The 15,716-nt window shown below is 70.9% G+C and carries 11 protein-coding genes; 5 read left to right on the top strand and 6 right to left on the bottom strand.

What is annotated here, in order from left to right:
* The first annotated feature begins 92 nt into the window (after nucleotides 1-92).
* Nucleotides 93-959 (top strand): AraC family transcriptional regulator, encoded by an 867-nt coding sequence (locus tag ACQKIP_RS11760; RefSeq protein WP_365862938.1) that lies wholly within the window; start codon nucleotides 93-95, stop codon nucleotides 957-959.
* Between the two features lie 88 nt (nucleotides 960-1,047).
* Here the strand turns inward: ACQKIP_RS11760 and ACQKIP_RS11755 are convergent, their stop codons facing one another.
* Both ACQKIP_RS11755 and ACQKIP_RS11750 read right to left on the bottom strand, forming a co-directional pair.
* The gene (locus tag ACQKIP_RS11755; protein ID WP_365862940.1) at nucleotides 1,048-2,208 is read right to left on the bottom strand and encodes a lipase family protein; all 1,161 of its coding nucleotides are present in this window, start codon (nucleotides 2,206-2,208) and stop codon (nucleotides 1,048-1,050) included.
* A 132-nt stretch (nucleotides 2,209-2,340) separates the two neighbouring features.
* On the bottom strand, nucleotides 2,341-3,393 hold the full coding sequence (locus ACQKIP_RS11750) for an AraC family transcriptional regulator (protein WP_365862941.1): 1,053 nt from the start codon (nucleotides 3,391-3,393) through the stop codon (nucleotides 2,341-2,343).
* A 170-nt stretch (nucleotides 3,394-3,563) separates the two neighbouring features.
* Between ACQKIP_RS11750 and ACQKIP_RS11745 the strand changes: the two genes are divergently transcribed.
* A complete protein-coding gene (locus ACQKIP_RS11745) occupies nucleotides 3,564-5,444 on the top strand; it encodes an AMP-dependent synthetase/ligase (RefSeq protein WP_365862943.1) in 1,881 nt (626 codons plus the stop codon).
* Here ACQKIP_RS11745 and ACQKIP_RS11740 read toward each other — a convergent pair.
* Together ACQKIP_RS11740 and ACQKIP_RS11735 are read right to left on the bottom strand one after the other, a co-directional pair.
* On the bottom strand, nucleotides 5,410-5,724 hold the full coding sequence (locus ACQKIP_RS11740) for an AzlD domain-containing protein (RefSeq protein WP_365862945.1): 315 nt from the start codon (nucleotides 5,722-5,724) through the stop codon (nucleotides 5,410-5,412). The two genes, ACQKIP_RS11745 and ACQKIP_RS11740, sit on opposite strands and share 35 nt — an antisense overlap.
* Nucleotides 5,721-6,518 (bottom strand): AzlC family ABC transporter permease, encoded by a 798-nt coding sequence (locus ACQKIP_RS11735; protein WP_365862946.1) that lies wholly within the window; start codon nucleotides 6,516-6,518, stop codon nucleotides 5,721-5,723. The genes ACQKIP_RS11740 and ACQKIP_RS11735 overlap by 4 nt, the downstream gene beginning before the upstream one ends.
* 96 nt (nucleotides 6,519-6,614) lie before the next feature.
* Here ACQKIP_RS11735 and ACQKIP_RS11730 point away from each other — a divergent pair, with 96 nt between their 5' ends.
* A complete protein-coding gene (locus ACQKIP_RS11730; RefSeq protein WP_365862948.1) occupies nucleotides 6,615-7,184 on the top strand; it encodes a helix-turn-helix domain-containing protein in 570 nt (189 codons plus the stop codon).
* Nucleotides 7,185-7,426: 242 nt separating this feature from the next.
* On the opposite strand, the gene ACQKIP_RS11725 is transcribed toward ACQKIP_RS11730, so the two are convergent.
* The gene (locus tag ACQKIP_RS11725; protein WP_006138897.1) at nucleotides 7,427-7,630 is read right to left on the bottom strand and encodes a cold-shock protein; all 204 of its coding nucleotides are present in this window, start codon (nucleotides 7,628-7,630) and stop codon (nucleotides 7,427-7,429) included.
* 337 nt (nucleotides 7,631-7,967) lie between these two features.
* Between ACQKIP_RS11725 and ACQKIP_RS11720 the strand changes: the two genes are divergently transcribed.
* Together ACQKIP_RS11720 and ACQKIP_RS11715 are read left to right on the top strand one after the other, a co-directional pair.
* A complete protein-coding gene (locus ACQKIP_RS11720) occupies nucleotides 7,968-8,852 on the top strand; it encodes a menaquinone biosynthetic enzyme MqnA/MqnD family protein (protein ID WP_365863101.1) in 885 nt (294 codons plus the stop codon).
* Nucleotides 8,853-8,981: 129 nt separating this feature from the next.
* Entirely contained in the window at nucleotides 8,982-10,649 is a 1,668-nt protein-coding gene (locus ACQKIP_RS11715) for a protein kinase domain-containing protein (protein WP_365862950.1), read from the top strand.
* A gap of 108 nt (nucleotides 10,650-10,757) precedes the next feature.
* On the opposite strand, the gene ACQKIP_RS11710 is transcribed toward ACQKIP_RS11715, so the two are convergent.
* Entirely contained in the window at nucleotides 10,758-15,461 is a 4,704-nt protein-coding gene (locus tag ACQKIP_RS11710) for an FtsK/SpoIIIE domain-containing protein (protein WP_365862952.1), read from the bottom strand.
* Nucleotides 15,462-15,716: the final 255 nt, after the last annotated feature.

Raw genomic sequence — 15,716 nt, 5'->3', positions numbered from 1 at the left:
CCCCTGGCCCACGCTGCTCTGGGCCACGGGCCGCGGGGAACTCCCGGGCCACCCCCGCGTGACCTCCTGGCGCTGGTACGGGGAGCCGCGCGGTGCTTGAGCGGTTCAACCAGGCCATGGAGCAGATCGAGAGTCATCTCGATCAGCAGATCGACGTGGCCGACCTGGCGCGGACCGCGGTGACGTCGGAGTACCACTTCCGGCGGCTGTTCTCCGGCCTCGCGGGGCTGCCGCTCTCGGAGTACATCCGGCGCAGGCGGCTGACCGTCGCGGGCGGCGAGGTGCTTGCCGGGGAGCGGACGCTGCTCGACATCGCCGTGCGGTACGGCTACTCGTCGGGGGAGGCCTTCGCGCGGGCGTTCCGTGCCATGCACGGGGTCGGGCCCGGCGAGGCAAGGCGCGGCGGCGCGACTCTGCGGTCCCAGCCGCGGATGTCCTTCCGCCTCGTCGTCGAGGGGAGCAGCAGCATGCGGTACAGGGTCGTGGAGAGGGACGCGTTCCGGATCGTCGGCAGGAAGGCGCGCGTTCCGCTCGTCCACGAGGGCGTGAATCCGCATATCGCCGGGTTCATCCGGGGGCTCGGCAAGGAGACGCTGCGGCGCATCGAGAGCCTGTCGGACCAGGAGCCGCGGGGGATCGTCTCGGTGAGCGACGATCTGGACGAGAGCCGCGCCGAGGGCACCGAACTCGACTACTGGCACGGCGCGGTGAGCGGCGCCGACGCGCCCGACGACATGGACGTGCTCGGCGTCCCGGCCGGGTCATGGGCCGTCTTCGAGAGTGCGGGGCCGTTCCCGCAGACGTTGCAGCATCTGTGGCGGGACGTGTTCACGCAGTGGTTTCCGTCGAACCCGTACCAGAGCAGGCCGGGGCCCGAGATCCTGCGGACCCTGCTCTCGGACGACGGGACACACGCGGACGCCGAGCTGTGGATCCCGGTGGAGCGGGCGGCGCTCTGAGCGACGGCGGCTGCACGACGGCGGCTGCACGACGGCGGCGCGTGAGGGCCTGCGAGGACCCTCACGCGCCGCCGTCCCGCTCCGCCGGTCAGCAGTTGCCCCGCGCCGGCTTCCCCGCGAACCGCTCCGCCAGCCAATTCGCGGCCAGCGGCGACTGTGTGATGACCCCAGAGACGTGCTCGCCGAGCGGGACCGTGTGCCACTCGACGTTCGCGCCCCTGGCGCACCAGTCCTTGCGGACCTGCTTGCCCACGCCGTACGGGATCAGCTCGTCGGTGATCACGTGATACTGGTACACCGGCGCGTCCGGAGCCCGCGTGCCGACCGCCGACTCGCGCAGGCGCTGCTGCCAGTCGGGCTGGTCGAGGGGGTTCTTCACCGTCATGTCGGAGATCTTCTTGAAGGCGCCGAGCACCGCGCCGTCCGCCACGCAGCTGTTGCGCAGGGTGCCGGTCAGCTTCTTGCCCGCGGGGTTGAGGTAGGACTCCAGGTCCAGTTCGGGGAAGGCCGCGTTCTGGCCGATCGCGGCCATGAAGATCAGGCCGGAGCCGTACGAGCCGTCGTTGAAGTCCGCCACCTTCATCAGGTCGCCCGGGATACCGCCGGTGGCCGTGCCCTTCACCTTCAGGTCGGGGGCGTACGAACCGTGCAGCTCGGCGGCCCAGCCTGAAGCCTGGCCGCCCTGCGAGTAGCCCATGATGCCGACCGGGGTGTCCTCGCCGAGCCCCGCTTCGGGGAGGCGGATCGCGGCGCGGGCGGCGTCGAGCATGGCGTGCCCCTCGGCCCTGCCGACCGTGTAGGTGTGGTCGCCGGGGGTGCCGAGGCCCTCGTAGTCCGTCACCGCCACCGCCCAGCCGCGCAGGGTGAGCTGCTGGATGAGGTTGGCTTCGAGGGTCGTGCCCTTGGGGAAGCCTGCGCTCGGGGCACAGTGATCGCCCATGCCGATCGTCCCGACGGCGTACGTGATGAGGGGGCGGGGTCCCTTCCGGCCGTCCTGCGGCACGATGACGGTGCCGGAGACGGTGTTCGGCTCGCCCTTCGCGGTCGTCGAGCGGTAGTTGATCTTCCAGGCCTTGGTGTTGGTGGGCTGGCCGGGCAGGGGATGGAAGCTGCTCGGCGCGGAGCTGACGACATCTCCGGGGGCGGCGGCCTCCGCCGCCGGGGCGGCCTGCGCCGTGACCGGAGTGACGCCCGCAAGTCCGAGCGCGGCCACCAGGGCCAGGGCTCTTGCGCTGGTACGTACGTGCATACGACTCTCCCAACTACTGTCACGACAACTGCCACCACTACTGCCACCACTGCTGGCACCGCTGTCACCGGCCGGGGTGTTCAGGCGAAGACCGTAGTGAGTGAGGGGCGGGTCGGGCGCTGGCCGGGGCGCTCAGCTTCGTTGACCCTGGTTCTCATAGCGGTAGGCGCCCGGTGTCGTCCCCGTCCACCGGCGGAACGCCCGGTGGAATGCCGTGTCCTCGGAGAAGCCGAGCCGCGCGGCGAGATCGGCGATCGGCTCCGCGCCCTCCGCGAGGCCCGCGATCGCCGCGTCCCGGCGTACGGCGTCCTTCAACTCCTGGTACGAGGTGGACTCCCGGGCCAGGCGCCGCCGCAGCGTCGCGGGGCTCACCGCGAGGCGGGCGGCGATCTCGCCGAGGGAGGGCAGCCGGGGCGAGGTGCGCAGGGCGCGGGTCAGGGCGCGCCGCACCTGCTCGGCGACCGTCGTCCCGTACTCGCGCCGGGAGAGGAGGTCGAACGGCGCGCGGTTCAGCATCCCCTCCAGGGCCGCCTCGTCCCGGATCAGGGGGGCGGCCAGCCAGTGCTCGTCGAAACCGGCGCCGGTGCGGGGTGCGCCGAAGCGGACGGTGCAGCCGAAGAGCAGTCCGTACTCGTCCTTGTGCGGGGGCGGCGGATGCCCGAACTCCGCCCAGTGGAGCGGGATGCGGCGCCCTATCAGCCAGCTGCACAGGCGGTGCCAGATGATGACGAGACACTCGGCGAGGAAGTAGTCGTGTTCGAGGTCGTTGCGCACGGCGAAGACGGCGTCGCCCTGACCGGCGGGGCCGCTGGTGCCACCGATGCCGCCGGTGCCGCGGCGCTCAAGGGTGAAGTCGGGGCCGCCGGGGAACAGGCCGTAGAAGGTGGCGGCGCGCTCCATGGCGGCGCCGAGATCGCGGCAGCCGATGGACGCGTGGCACATCATCGCGAAGGTGCCGGGCCTGCTGGCGGCCGAGCCGAGGCCGAGGAACTCGTCGCCGGTGGCGCGGTACAACTCCCGGAAGAGGCGCGCGAACTGCACCTCGGTGATGCGGGCGCGGTCGTCGCCGAGGAGGAGCGGGGGGATCTGGGCGGTGCGGAGCAGCGGGACGGTGTCGATTCCGTGCCGTTCGGCGCCGTGCAGCATGGCGCGGACGTGGTGGACGGTGATGGTCCGGCTCGGCATGGGGAGTCCCTCCCCAGTCCGGCGGCTTCTCGAACTCGACGCTCCCACTTCCCGCGTCCGCTTAACTCGTCGACTTCGCGCCTCCCGCGCCCCGCTTGAGCTCCGCGGCCAACCCCGCTGACGCTTCCCGTCATCCCGCGAGGGGCGGCACTGTCCTTAGCGTCGTACGCATGCAGCCGACGGAGCGCCCCGAGACCCTGGCCGTCCTCACCGAATGGGCGGCCGACCGCCACGGCAAGCTGCCCGCACTCCGCTTCAGGTCCGCGGATTCCGGCGGCGGCGGGACGTGGGAGCAGATCTCGTACGAGGAACTGCGAGCCCGCGTACGTGACTTCGGCTCCCGGCTGCTCGCGCTCGGCGTCCGCCCGGACGACCGCGTGGCGATCCTCGCCGAAACCCGCCCCGAGTGGACCTACGCCCACTTCGCCGCGTTCGCGGCGGGCGCGGTGGTCGTCCCCGTCTACCCGACGGCGGGCGACGAGGAGGTGGAGTGGGTCATCAAAGACTCCGGCACCTCGGTGGTGCTCTGCGAGAACGCCACCCAGGCGGAAAAGATCACCCGCCTCACCCCCCGCCTCCCAGGCGTACGACACGTACTGGTCATGACGGACGACGGAGACGACCGAGACGACCGAGACGACCGAGACGACCGAGACGGCGGAGACGGCGGACCGGGCCCGGATGGGGCCGGGGGTGCCGAACAGCCGACCCCGGAAGACCTGCTGGCGCGCGCCCGTGCCCGGACCCCCGACGACCCGGCCACCATCATCTACACCTCCGGGACCACCGGTCTGCCCAAGGGATGTCTGCTCACCCACGGCAATCTCGGTGCCGTTCAGTCCGCCACGCTGCCCCTGATCCAGGGCGGGCCCGATGACTCCACGTATCTCTATCTTCCGCTCGCCCATCTCCTCGCCCAGCTCATCGAGTTCACGACCCTCGTCCAGGGCGGCGAGCTCTGCTTCTTCGGGGGGAAGATCGAGAACGTGGTCGCCGAGCTGGCCGAGGCCAGGCCCACGCATCTGCCCTCCGTACCGCGCCTGTTCGAGAAGGTGTACTCCGTCGTGCTCTCCCTCGCGGAGTCGCAGGACGGCGGCCGCGCACGCTTCGAGGAGGCGATACGCATCGGCGTCCTCGCGGCGGACGGCGTCCTGCCGCCCGAGCTCCAGGACGCGTACGACGCCGCGGACAAGGCCCTCTACAGCCTGGTCCGGCAGGCGCTCGGCGGGCGCGTGCGGTGGGCGCTGACCGGCGGCGCCCCCATCGCCCCGCACGTCATCGACTTCCTGCGGGCCTGCGGGATCGCGTTCTTCGAGGGGTACGGGATGACCGAGTCGGCCGGTGTCATCAGCCTCAACCACCCGGGCGCCGTCCGCTACGGCACGGTCGGCCGCCCCGTAGCCGGCTGCGAGGTCCGTATTGCCGACGACGGAGAGATCCTGGCCCGCGGCGCGATGATCTTCCCCGGCTACCACGCCGACCCGGAATCCACCCGGGACGCCCTGGACCACGAGGGCTGGCTGCACACCGGCGACCTGGGTGCCCTCGACGCCGACGGCTACCTCAGCATCACCGGCCGCAAAAAGGACCTGATCATCACCTCCGGCGGCAAGAACCTCACCCCGTCCCTGAGCGAACTCGCCGTGCAGCGCTCCCGGTTCGTGTCGCGAGCCGTGATGGTGGGGGACAACCGCCCCTACCCGGTGGCCCTGATCACCCTGGACGCGGAGGAGATCGGCGGCTGGGCCGGCCGTGAGGGCATCGGACTGACCGAGCCGCCTTCGCGCGACCCCCGCGTCCGCGCCCTCGTCCAGGCCGCCGTGGACGCGGCCAACGCGGAGGTCTCGCGCCCGGCCCGCATCCGCGATTTCGCCCTCATCGACGAGGACTTCACGGTGGAGGACGGACTGCTCACGCCGAGCCTGAAGGTGCGCAGACGGGCGGTGACGGAGCGGTACGCGGAACTGGTCGACGGGCTGTACGGGAACGCGGCGTCCGCGAAGGGCGAGCCGCCGGTCAGGACACCCCCGCAAGACGCAACAGCGCCGTAGTCGCCGCCGCGCCCACCACGACCACGGCGAACGGCGCCCTGCGCCAGGCAAGCACTCCGCCGGCCAGGACCCCGAGGGGCCGCGCCCACCCGGCGAAACCGTGCCCCTCGGTGAGCGCGCCCGTGGCGAGCAGCGCGACGAGCAGGACGGTGGCTGCGACGGTCAGCAACTCCTGTACGCGGGCGGGCAGTTCGACGCGTCCGTGCAGCAGGGGCCCTGCGAGACGGAAGGCGTACGTTCCCGCGGCGAGGACGAGGACGCAGGCGAGGTAGGCGTTCACGAGTCACTCCTCAGGGAATCGGGGCGGCCGGGGCGGGAGACACCGGGGCGGCCGGAGCGGGAGACAGAGCGCCGCCCGGGCCCCCGCCGCGCCGCAAGCAGCCCGAGCAGGGCAAGCAGCACCGGCACCCCGGCAGGCAGCACGGGCGCGGCGGCGACCGCGATCACCGCGCCGGCGGCCGCGGCCCGCCGCGTCATGCTGTCGGCCCGAAGGGCGGGCAGGACCAGGGCGAGGAGCACCGCGGGGAACGCGGCGTCGAGCCCGAAGCGGGCGGTGTCGCCGATGACGGACCCGGCCAGCGCACCGCCGAGAACGCTGACGTTCCACACGGCGAACAGACCGAGCCCGGATATCCAGAACGCGGCCTTGCGACGCTTCAGGTCGGGCTGGGCGAGCACGAACGCGGCGGTCTCGTCGGTGATCAGGTGCGCGCCGAAGAACCGCGCGGTCCTTGACCGGCCCAGGCTGTCCGCGACGGCCAGGCTGAACGCCGCCGTACGGGAGTTGAGCAGCAGACCGGTTGCCGTCGCGGCCACCGGACCGCCGCCCGCGGCAAGGATGCCGATGGCGCTGAACTGGGCGGAGCCCGCGTACACGAGCAGCGACATCAGGACCGGAACCCACACGGGCAGGCCGCCCGCGACGGCGATCGCGCCGAAGGAGACACCGACGACGGCGTCGGCGAGCCAGACGAGGGCGATGTCGCGCAGGACGCCGCGCGGCAGCTGGGAAAGGCGGACGAACCCTTCGTTCGTTCGCTCTGGCGGGCTAGATGTTCGGTGTGGCGAACGCATAGGAGTACGATGGCTGTAGCGGATGGTGTTCGTCAAGCCGAACGAAAGGTCCGCTGTACCGAACGCCAGCCGGTGTGGGGCGAAGGAGCGCAAGCAATGACCGACGGCAAGGCTTCCGGGACGCTGCCCAGGGAATGGGTCGCCGCCTCCCTGCGCCGCGAGCGCACCAAGGCGGGGATCTCCCTCTCCGAGCTGGCCAAACGGGCCGGGATCGCGAAGTCGACGCTCTCCCAACTGGAGGCGGCCACCGGCAATCCGGGGATCGAGACGCTGTGGGCCCTGGCCGTGGCGCTCGGTGTGCCGTTCAGCGTCCTCGTGGAGTCACCCGCGCCCGCCGTGACGGTGATCAGGGCCGGGGAAGGCCCGACCATGCACGCCGAACAGGCTTCGTACGCCGGTACGTTGCTCTCGGCGGGCCCCTCCGGCGTCCGGCGCGACATCTACCACGGCGCGTTGGAGCCGGGCTCGGTGCGGGAGTCGGAGCCGCATATCCCCGGGTCCATGGAGCACCTGGTCATCTCCACGGGCCGCCTGCTGGCGGGCCCACGCGACGCGACGGTGGAACTGGCCGTCGGCGACTACATGTCGTACAGAGGCGACGTCCCCCACCTCTACGAGGCCCTTGAACCAGGCACAACCTTCGTATTGATCATGCAACACGTGTAACTGCCACACCCGAAGAGGCACGGGAAACCGCGCCCGAAGGGGCGCGGGGAACTGCGCGACAAGCCCCAACGCACCCGCAGAAGACCAGAAAGCCCCCAGAACCAAAGGCCCAGGGGCCAGAAAAAGGCAGGGGCCCCGCCAACCCGCACAAAGCGGGAAGGCAGAGCCCCTTGGGTACTGCTATCCATGTCCGGATCAAGTCACCGGAACTGTCACACGCCCCATTCGCATGGGGCGCCCCACTACATGGGGGTGACGTTCTCCGCCTGCGGACCCTTCGGGCCCTGCGTGACGTCGAAGCTCACGGCCTGGTTCTCCTCGAGGGAGCGGAAGCCGTTTGCGTTGATCGCGGAGTAGTGGACGAAGACGTCGGGGCCTCCGCCTTCCTGGGCGATGAATCCAAAGCCCTTTTCGGCGTTGAACCACTTCACGGTTCCGGTAGCCATAAGCCCTCCTTGGGCCAAAGGGTTGCCCTGCTCCAGAACCTGCGATTGTTGAAACAACTGCATAAGTCTGAAAACGACGAGAGCCCGCGGGTCACATGACTCCGCAGGCTCTGTACTGCAAGGGAAACCAAACTGCAACTTGCGGCGAGCTTAGCACGCAGGCAGCCGAAAGCAATAGGGGGCAAGATCACGTCACCCGGATGTTTGACGGACCCCCCAGAGGGGTTGACGGACCAGGTCGGAAGCTCTTGACAAGCGCGGGATCGGGGCCCCGCTTTCTGCACCGTACCGCAAGGGGGCTAGCCTCCCCGATGTGGACAATTCTCCCGTTGACACCATCGCCGGGGCAGGCTCGGATCAGCCCCCCGGCCATCACCGCACCCCCCGGCCGCGCGTCGGACACATTCAGTTCCTGAACTGCATGCCTCTGTACTGGGGTCTCGCGCGCACCGGAACGCTGCTCGACTTCGAGCTCACGAAGGACACCCCTGAGAAGCTCAGTGAGCAGTTGGTGCGGGGTGATCTCGATATCGCACCCGTGACGCTCGTCGAGTTCCTCAGGAACGCCGACGATCTGGTCGCTTTCCCCGATCTCGCGGTCGGCTGCGACGGCCCGGTGATGTCCTGCGTGATCGTCTCGCAGGTACCCCTCGACCAGCTGGACGGCGCGAGGGTCGCGCTCGGCTCGACCTCGCGCACCTCCGTGCGCCTGGCGCAGCTGCTGCTCGCCGAGCGCTACGGCGTGCAGCCCGACTACTACACGTGCCCGCCCGACCTCGGTCTGATGATGCAGGAGGCGGACGCCGCCGTGCTCATCGGGGACGCGGCGCTGCGGGCGAACCTGATCGACGCTCCGCGCCTCGGTCTCGACGTATACGACCTGGGCGAGATGTGGAAGGAATGGACGGGTCTGCCGTTCGTCTTCGCGGTCTGGGCGGCCCGGCGGGACTACGCGCAGCGCGAGCCCGCGGTCGTGCACGCGGTGCACAGGGCGTTCCTCGCCTCGCGTGACCTCTCCCTGGAGGAGGTCGGCAAGGTCTCCGAACAGGCGGCGCGCTGGGAGGCCTTCGACGCCACCGTCCTGGAGCAGTACTTCACGACGCTCGACTTCCGTTTCGGGAGCGCGCAGTTGAAGGGCGTCGAGGAGTTCGCGCGCCGGGTGGGCGAGACGACGGGATTCCCCGCGGACGTGAAGGTGGAACTCCTGGAGTCGCACCCCTAGTACGCGACTAGCAGGGCATGGCTGTACGCCTCAACCACCGGGCGTACGCGCGGACTACGCTGAGCTGCAGACAATGCCTGCGGCGCGTGCGGCCGCGGCCGTGCGGCGCGTCCGGGGGAGGCCTTCGTCATGCACCCGCTCGATCCCGGCGAACCGACCGTCATCGGGCCCTACCGGCTGCTCGGCCGACTCGGCTCGGGCGGTATGGGCCGGGTCTACCTGGGGCGCAGTTCCGGCGGCCGTACGGTCGCGGTGAAGGTCGTCCATCCGCACTTCGCGCTCGACGAGGAGTTCCGCGCCCGCTTCCGGCGGGAGGTGGACGCGGCGCGGCGGGTGGGCGGCGACTGGACGGCGCCGGTCCTCGACGCCGACCCGGAGGCGGCGGTTCCGTGGGTGGCCACGGGATATGCGGCGGGGCCTTCGCTGGCGGAGGCGGTACGCGACCTGTCGCCGCTGCCCGCTCATTCCGTACGCGTCCTGGTGGCGGGCCTCGCCGAGGCGCTGGCCCACGTACACGGGCTCGGCCTTGTCCACCGTGACGTGAAGCCGTCGAACGTGCTGCTCACGATGGACGGCCCCCGCCTGATCGACTTCGGCATCGCGCGGGCCACGGACGGCACGGCCTCGCTGACGTCGACCGGGGTCTCCGTCGGCTCGCCCGGCTACATGGCGCCGGAGCAGATCCTGGGCAGGGGCGTCGCGGGCGCGGCGGACGTCTTCTCGCTCGGAGCCGTCCTGGTGTACGCGGCGACGGGGGCGTCCCCTTTCCCGGGCGACTCCTCGGCGGCGCTGCTCTACAAGGTGGTGCACGAGGAGCCGGAACTGGGCTCGCTGGACGGAGAGTTGGGCGACCTGGCCCGGCAGTGCCTGTCCAAGGACCCCGCCGAACGCCCGGCCCCGGACGAGATCGCCCGACGCCTGGCGCCCTTGGGTGCGGACGCGCTGGTGGCGGCGGGGTGGCTGCCGGGGCCGCTGGTGGAGCGGGTGAGCCGGAGCGCCGTACGGATCCTGGACCTGGAGACGGACGGGGTCGGGGCCGGGGCCGGGGTCGCGGAGCAGCCTTCGGGCCCTGTGCCGTTCGGCAGTCCGGCGGCGGTGGGCAGCGGCTCCTTCGGCCCGCCGGACCCTTCGTACGCTCCGGTTCCTCCGGCGGCGAACGTCCCTGCGCAGACGCCGGCCAAGCCGTCGGCGTCGCCCGGCCGGGTCACGGTGTCCGTCGCCGCGACGTCGACGCCCGACGGGGCCGACGGGCGTGGCCGCAAGGTCAGTTGCACGCTGGTCCTCGGGGTGGCGGGCGCGCTGGCCGCGGTGACGGTGGGCTCCGTCTTCGTGTTCGGGCTGCTTCCCGGGAACGGCGAGAAGTCGAGCGACGCGGGCCAGGGGCAGCCCCCGGCCGCTTCCGCGAGCGAAAAGCCCGGCGACGGCGGAACATCGGAAGACGAAGCGGGCAAGGTCCCCGCCTCCTACCGCGGCACCTGGGAAGGCCAGGCGGTCGCGGCGAACGGCGCGGTCCCGATGGGTACGTTCCGCCTCGAGGTCGAGCAGGGCAAGGTGGGCGAGCGCTTCGCCGTCATGACCCAGACCGACCAGTTGGGCGGGGTCTGCGCGGTGGACCTGACCCTGAAGTCGGTGTCGGACAAGGAGATCGTGGCGCAGGGCAAGGGCCAGGCGGACAGCGCCGCCCAGTGCACGAAGAACACCCACACGGTCCGCCTCCGCCCCAAGGGCGACGACCTGATGTACCTCTCGGAGAACGCGGAGTCGGGCAACCCGGAAGCGCGGCTCTCCCGTACATAAGCCCGTACATAAGCCCGAACCCAAGCCCGTACCCAAGCCCGAGCCGAACGGCCTTTCCCGCCCACCCGATTGCCCCGGAGCAAAGGACGGACGGGAAAGCCGCGCGCGCTACATCGGCGTCGTGACGGTGACCGGCTCCCCGCTGCCCGTGTACAGCAGGCCCTTCCCCGGAGCGATCGGGCCGCCGACCATGCTCCGGGTCGTGCGGATGCCGATCAGTTCGCCGCTGGAGGAGTCCTGGGGCGAGAGCAGGATGCCCCGGCGGCCCTTCTTCGCCTCCACCTGCCAGCCGGAGAAGCCGCCGCACACCTCCTCCTCGTCGCCGCCGATGACGAGCCCGAGCCCCCGCTCGGAGCCCCGCTGCACGAGGCGCTTGAACTCGCGCTCGGCGTCGCAGTCCTCAAGGACCTCACCGTCGTCGACGATCCACACGATCGGATCCTCCGGCGTCGCCGACTCGACGACCTCCTTGAAGTCGTCGCTCTCGATGTCGTCGTCCTTGAAGACCTTCAGCACACCCTCCTGGCCCTCCAGCTCCCGCAGCGGCGAAGGCCGGGGGGCGGCGATGACCAGGCGTACGCCCTGCGTCATGTACGAACGCGCGATGTTCATCAGGGTCGTGCTCCGGCCGGACTTGGCCGGGCCCGCGACGACGAACGTGGGCACACCCTGCGCCAGGTCAGGCCCGAAGCCCATGATGTCGTCGCCGCCGATGCCCGCCAGCGCCCACAGCTTGGAGCGCGAGGCCTCCGGGTCCCGCATCTCCCACGCGTCGGCGAAGCCGATCCGGCTCGGCAGGCTGTCCACCCGGAACGGCTTGCGCGCCCGCGGCACATCCGCGTCCCGCACGGCCGCCGCCTCGCCGATCTCGGAGAGCGCCGCGGCCTGGCCCTGGCCCGTGGAGTCCTCGGCGAGCAGCGCGAACTGCGTCTCCGTGCCGTGCTCGTTCTTGAAGCCGCGGCCCGGCGGAATCTCCTCCGGCACCTTGCGTGCGTTCATGCCGAGCATCGAGAAGTCGGAGCGGTCGGCGAGCCGCAGGCCGTACTTGTCCTCGGTGAGCGAGGCCATGCGGCCGATGAGGACCTGGCGGTCACCGGTGATGACCAGGTGGATGCCGACGCTCGCGCCTTCCCGCATCATCGCCTGGAGCTCGTCGGTCAGCTCGCCGTGGTCGTACTCGCCGAGGGTCGGCAGCCAGCCCTCCCAGCGGTCGAGCAGCACGACGATGTGCGGAAGGCGCTCGTCGTCCGGCACCGCGGCCCGCTGCTCGCCGATGTCGGCGAAGCCCTTGTCGGCCAGGAGATCCTGGCGGCGCGTGACTTCGCCCTTGAGCCGGGTGATGAGCCGCACCGCACGCTCGGTCTGGTTACGGCTGACGACGGCCCCGCAGTGCGGAAGCCGGGTCAGCGCGTTGAGCGCGCCGTTGCCGCAGTCGATGCCGTAGAGGTGGACGTCCGCCGACGAGTGCGTACGGGCGATGGAGCCCGCCATCGTCCGCAGGATCTGCGAGCGGCCACTGCGCGGGGCACCGCCGATGAGCAGATGCCCGAACGTCTCGAAGTTGACCGCGACCGGGCGGCGCGCCTGGTCGGAGGGGATGTCCTCCAGGCCGAACGGCGCGGGCGCGAGCGCACCCGGCTTGTCGCTCGCGAGCGGCTGCGGGATCTCGTCGAGCTGGAGCTGCTCGGAGAGCGCCGGCAGCCACGGGCTGTGCTGCGAGGGAATGCCCATCGTCGCGTTCGCGTCGCGCACGGCGTCCACGAGGACCTTGAGGTCGGTGATCTCCTCCTCCTCGCGCGCCTCCGCCTTGGGCTTCACCAGGGCGGCACGCCCCAGGTCCTCCCACCCGAGCGAGCCCGCCCAGGGCGCGAGCAGCGCGGGGTCGGTGGCGCCGGGCCTGCGGCCACCGACACGTCCCGACTGGAAGGGGACGAGCGAGGCGTGACCGAGGCGGACGTACGCGCGTCCCGGCGTGCTCTTGGCGATGTGACCGGCCGCCGGGTCGTCGATGACGTCCGCGGACTCGGCGCCGTCCGTCACGCGCAGGGCGATACGGAGGTTGGTGTTGGCGCGGATCTCGGGGGAGACGACACCGCTCGGACGCTGGGTGGCCAGGAGCAGGTGGATGCCGAGCGAACGGCCTCGCTGGGCGATGTTGACCAGACCCGTCACGAAGTCGGGCAGGTCACGCACCATGGAGGCGAACTCGTCGATGACGATGAGGAGCCGGGGCACGGGCGCGTGCGAGGGGTCGCGGCGCACCAGGTCCTGGTAGTCCTCGATGTCCTTGGCGTCGGCGGCGGCCAGGATGTGCTCGCGCCGCTTCAGCTCGGCGCCCAGGGATTCCAGGGCGCGCTCGACGAGGTGGGCGTCGAGGTCGGTGACCATGCCGACGGTGTGCGGCAGCTTCACGCAGTCCTTGAACGCGGAACCGCCCTTGTAGTCCACGAGGACGAAGGTCATGTTCTCGGGGGTGTTGGCCACCGCGAGCGCCGCCACGATGGTCTGGAGCAGCTCCGACTTACCGGAACCGGTTGTACCGGCGATCAGGCCGTGCGGCCCGTCGCGTCGCATGTCGATGCCGAAGGGCCCGTCGTACGACTCGCCGATGACGGCCATCGTCGACTGGCCGCCCATCCGCCAGCGCGCGGTGATCTGGTCGGCCGTCGGCGGTTCGAGCTGGAGCACGTCGAGCAGCCGGGAGGAGCCGGGCAGCGCCGAGTCCTCGGTCTCGCCGCTGATGTCCCGCAGCGGGGAGAGCGCGCGGGCGAGCCGTCCGCACCAGGCGGCGGAGACGAAGTCGGGCCGTACGTTACGGATGCGGGCGGCGTCGGTCTTCTCGACGCGCAGCCGCAGTTCGAGGGGCTTCCCGGCGTCCTGCCCGTCGTCGTCCCCTGCGGTCGTGTGCCAGGCCTGGAAGGAGGGAAAGCCGCCGGGCGCGGGCGGGGCGGGGAGCTGGCCGCCGGGCGCGGGCCGGGCGGGCAGGTCGATCTCCTCGGGCCTCGGCTCGGCGATCACGATGGCCTGGCACTCGCCGGGCAGGAACCGTTCCTCGTCGTCGAGGCAGAGCGCGTACATGGCGACGGCGGGGCCCTCGCGCAGCAGCTTCACCACACCGGGCATGGACCGCAGGCGCCGCGAGCCGTCCCACACCACGACGATGTCGGGGTCGCCGAAGGAGGTGGCGCCGCCGCGGTTGTTCTCCTTGGCGGCCTTCTGGCGCGCGGCGAGGATCTGGGTCAGCTCGCCGATGCGGGAGCCGACGGTCTCGGCGTCCGTGCCGATCAGCATGTTGACGTCCTGGGAGCCGGAGGGCCGCGCGTGCGGCAGCCAGCGTGTCCAGTCCCAGTTCTCGCGCGCGGAGTTCTCGGTCAGTACGTAGAACTGCACGTCGAGCGGGCTGTGCAGGACCGCGGACTGCGCGACGGCCCAGCGGCCGAGTGCCTTCGCCGAGTCGCCGGGGCCCGCGATGCCGATGACGCCGAGATCGCGCAGCGAGAGCGCGACGGGCGCGTCCTCGATCTTCCAGGTGACCTCGCGCTTGTGGTCGTCCTGCTCGGGGTCGTCGAGCACGACCTCGGAGTCGAGCCGCCCGGTGCCGACGCGCACGAGGAGGTGGTCGGAGTCGGTGCGCCGCCGCTCCCAGAGGCGCGTGCGGGGCCCGGTGCTCAGGGAGAGGATGCCGGCCGGGCTGAGGATGGCCTGCCGTTTGTCGATCCGCTCGGCGACGAGGGCTTCCTGCGCGTCCTTCTCGATCCGCTCTTTGTGTTCGTTGTACTCCTTGACCTGTTTGGCATGGGATTTACGCCCGTGCTTCTTGTCCATGAAGTAGTTGCCGAACAGGATCAGCGGGCTGAGCAGCGCCATGATCAGGTAGTACCAGCGACCGAAGATCATCACCGATACGACGGCACCGACGAGCGGCGTGAGCGCCATCAGCCAGGGCAGCGGGCGCGCCTCGAAATCACGTACCGGACTCGGCAGCCTGAATTTCGTCTGCCGCTCGGGCGGACGCAGTCGCGGGGGACGGTTGTAGTCGAGTCCCGTGCCGTCCTCGGACCATTTCAGGGCGGCGTTCGGCGGCGCGTATCTGTCGAGTTCGAGCAGGGTGTTTCCGACGGCGATCTGGGCGCCGAGCGGCCATTCGCCCTTGTCGCGCTTTTTGCCGTCGCTGTCCGTACCCTTATTGCCCTTGTCGCGCTTTCTGCTCTTTTCCGGCTTGTCGCTCGCCTCGCCCTTTTTCTCGGCCTTCTTCTCGCTGTCGTCGGCCTCGCTGAACTTCTTGCCTTCGAGGGTCACGCCGTCTATGTCCCCATGTACGGCGACTTGGCAGGTGCCATCGGTTGCAACTGACAACGTGAGGGCCCGGGCGGGCAGCTCCGGATCGTCGATGCGGATGTACGAGGCGGGTCCGCTGCCGATGTCGTACCGGCCGATCCCGAGGCGGTGCACGGCGCCGGCCGCGGGTCCGCCCGCGATGCGCAGTTCGACCAGGCCCGTGGGTTCGCCGGGCAGGCAGCCCGCCGGGTCGTGCAGGCTGACGACGGCGCCCTCGCGCAGCGCGGAGGTGCCGATGGTGGCGGAGGCGTCGATGGGGTAGCCGTCCACGAAGACGACGGGTGCCCCGCCCTGACCGGCGCCGGGGAGCTGGTGGCCGCCGATCGGGATGATCTGGGCGTCACCGCCGCCGTAGCCCACCTGTTGGGCCAGCTCCTTGGCGATGTCCCCTACGGAGGACTCAGGATCGGCGTCGAGCACGACGTCGGCGTTCGCGCCGCCGAGCGGATCGACGACGGTCAGAGTCAGGCGCACGATCGTCCTCCCCATAAGCCGTCTGTGACCGCTTCCGGAGCGCGGTCACAGCGGCTGGTCCACAGTGCCTGTGAGGCTGTCCACAGTTCCAGTGACGATAGCCGCTCCCCCCTTCCCGCAGGCAACGGGATGTGCAGGAGCTCCACGAGCTCATAGCAGAGCTGTGACTCAACCGGGCTGTGCTCACTTCAGCCCCACCCGTAAGCTGCTGACCCAAGAGCGGAAGATCGCACGAGCAACCGATCGTTCTCGCAC

The organism is Streptomyces sp. NPDC059900, from assembly GCF_050270335.1.
Classification (GTDB): domain Bacteria; phylum Actinomycetota; class Actinomycetes; order Streptomycetales; family Streptomycetaceae; genus Streptomyces.
Note: the sequence above shows the minus strand (reverse complement) of the source record. Positions and strands in the feature narration are given on the sequence as shown.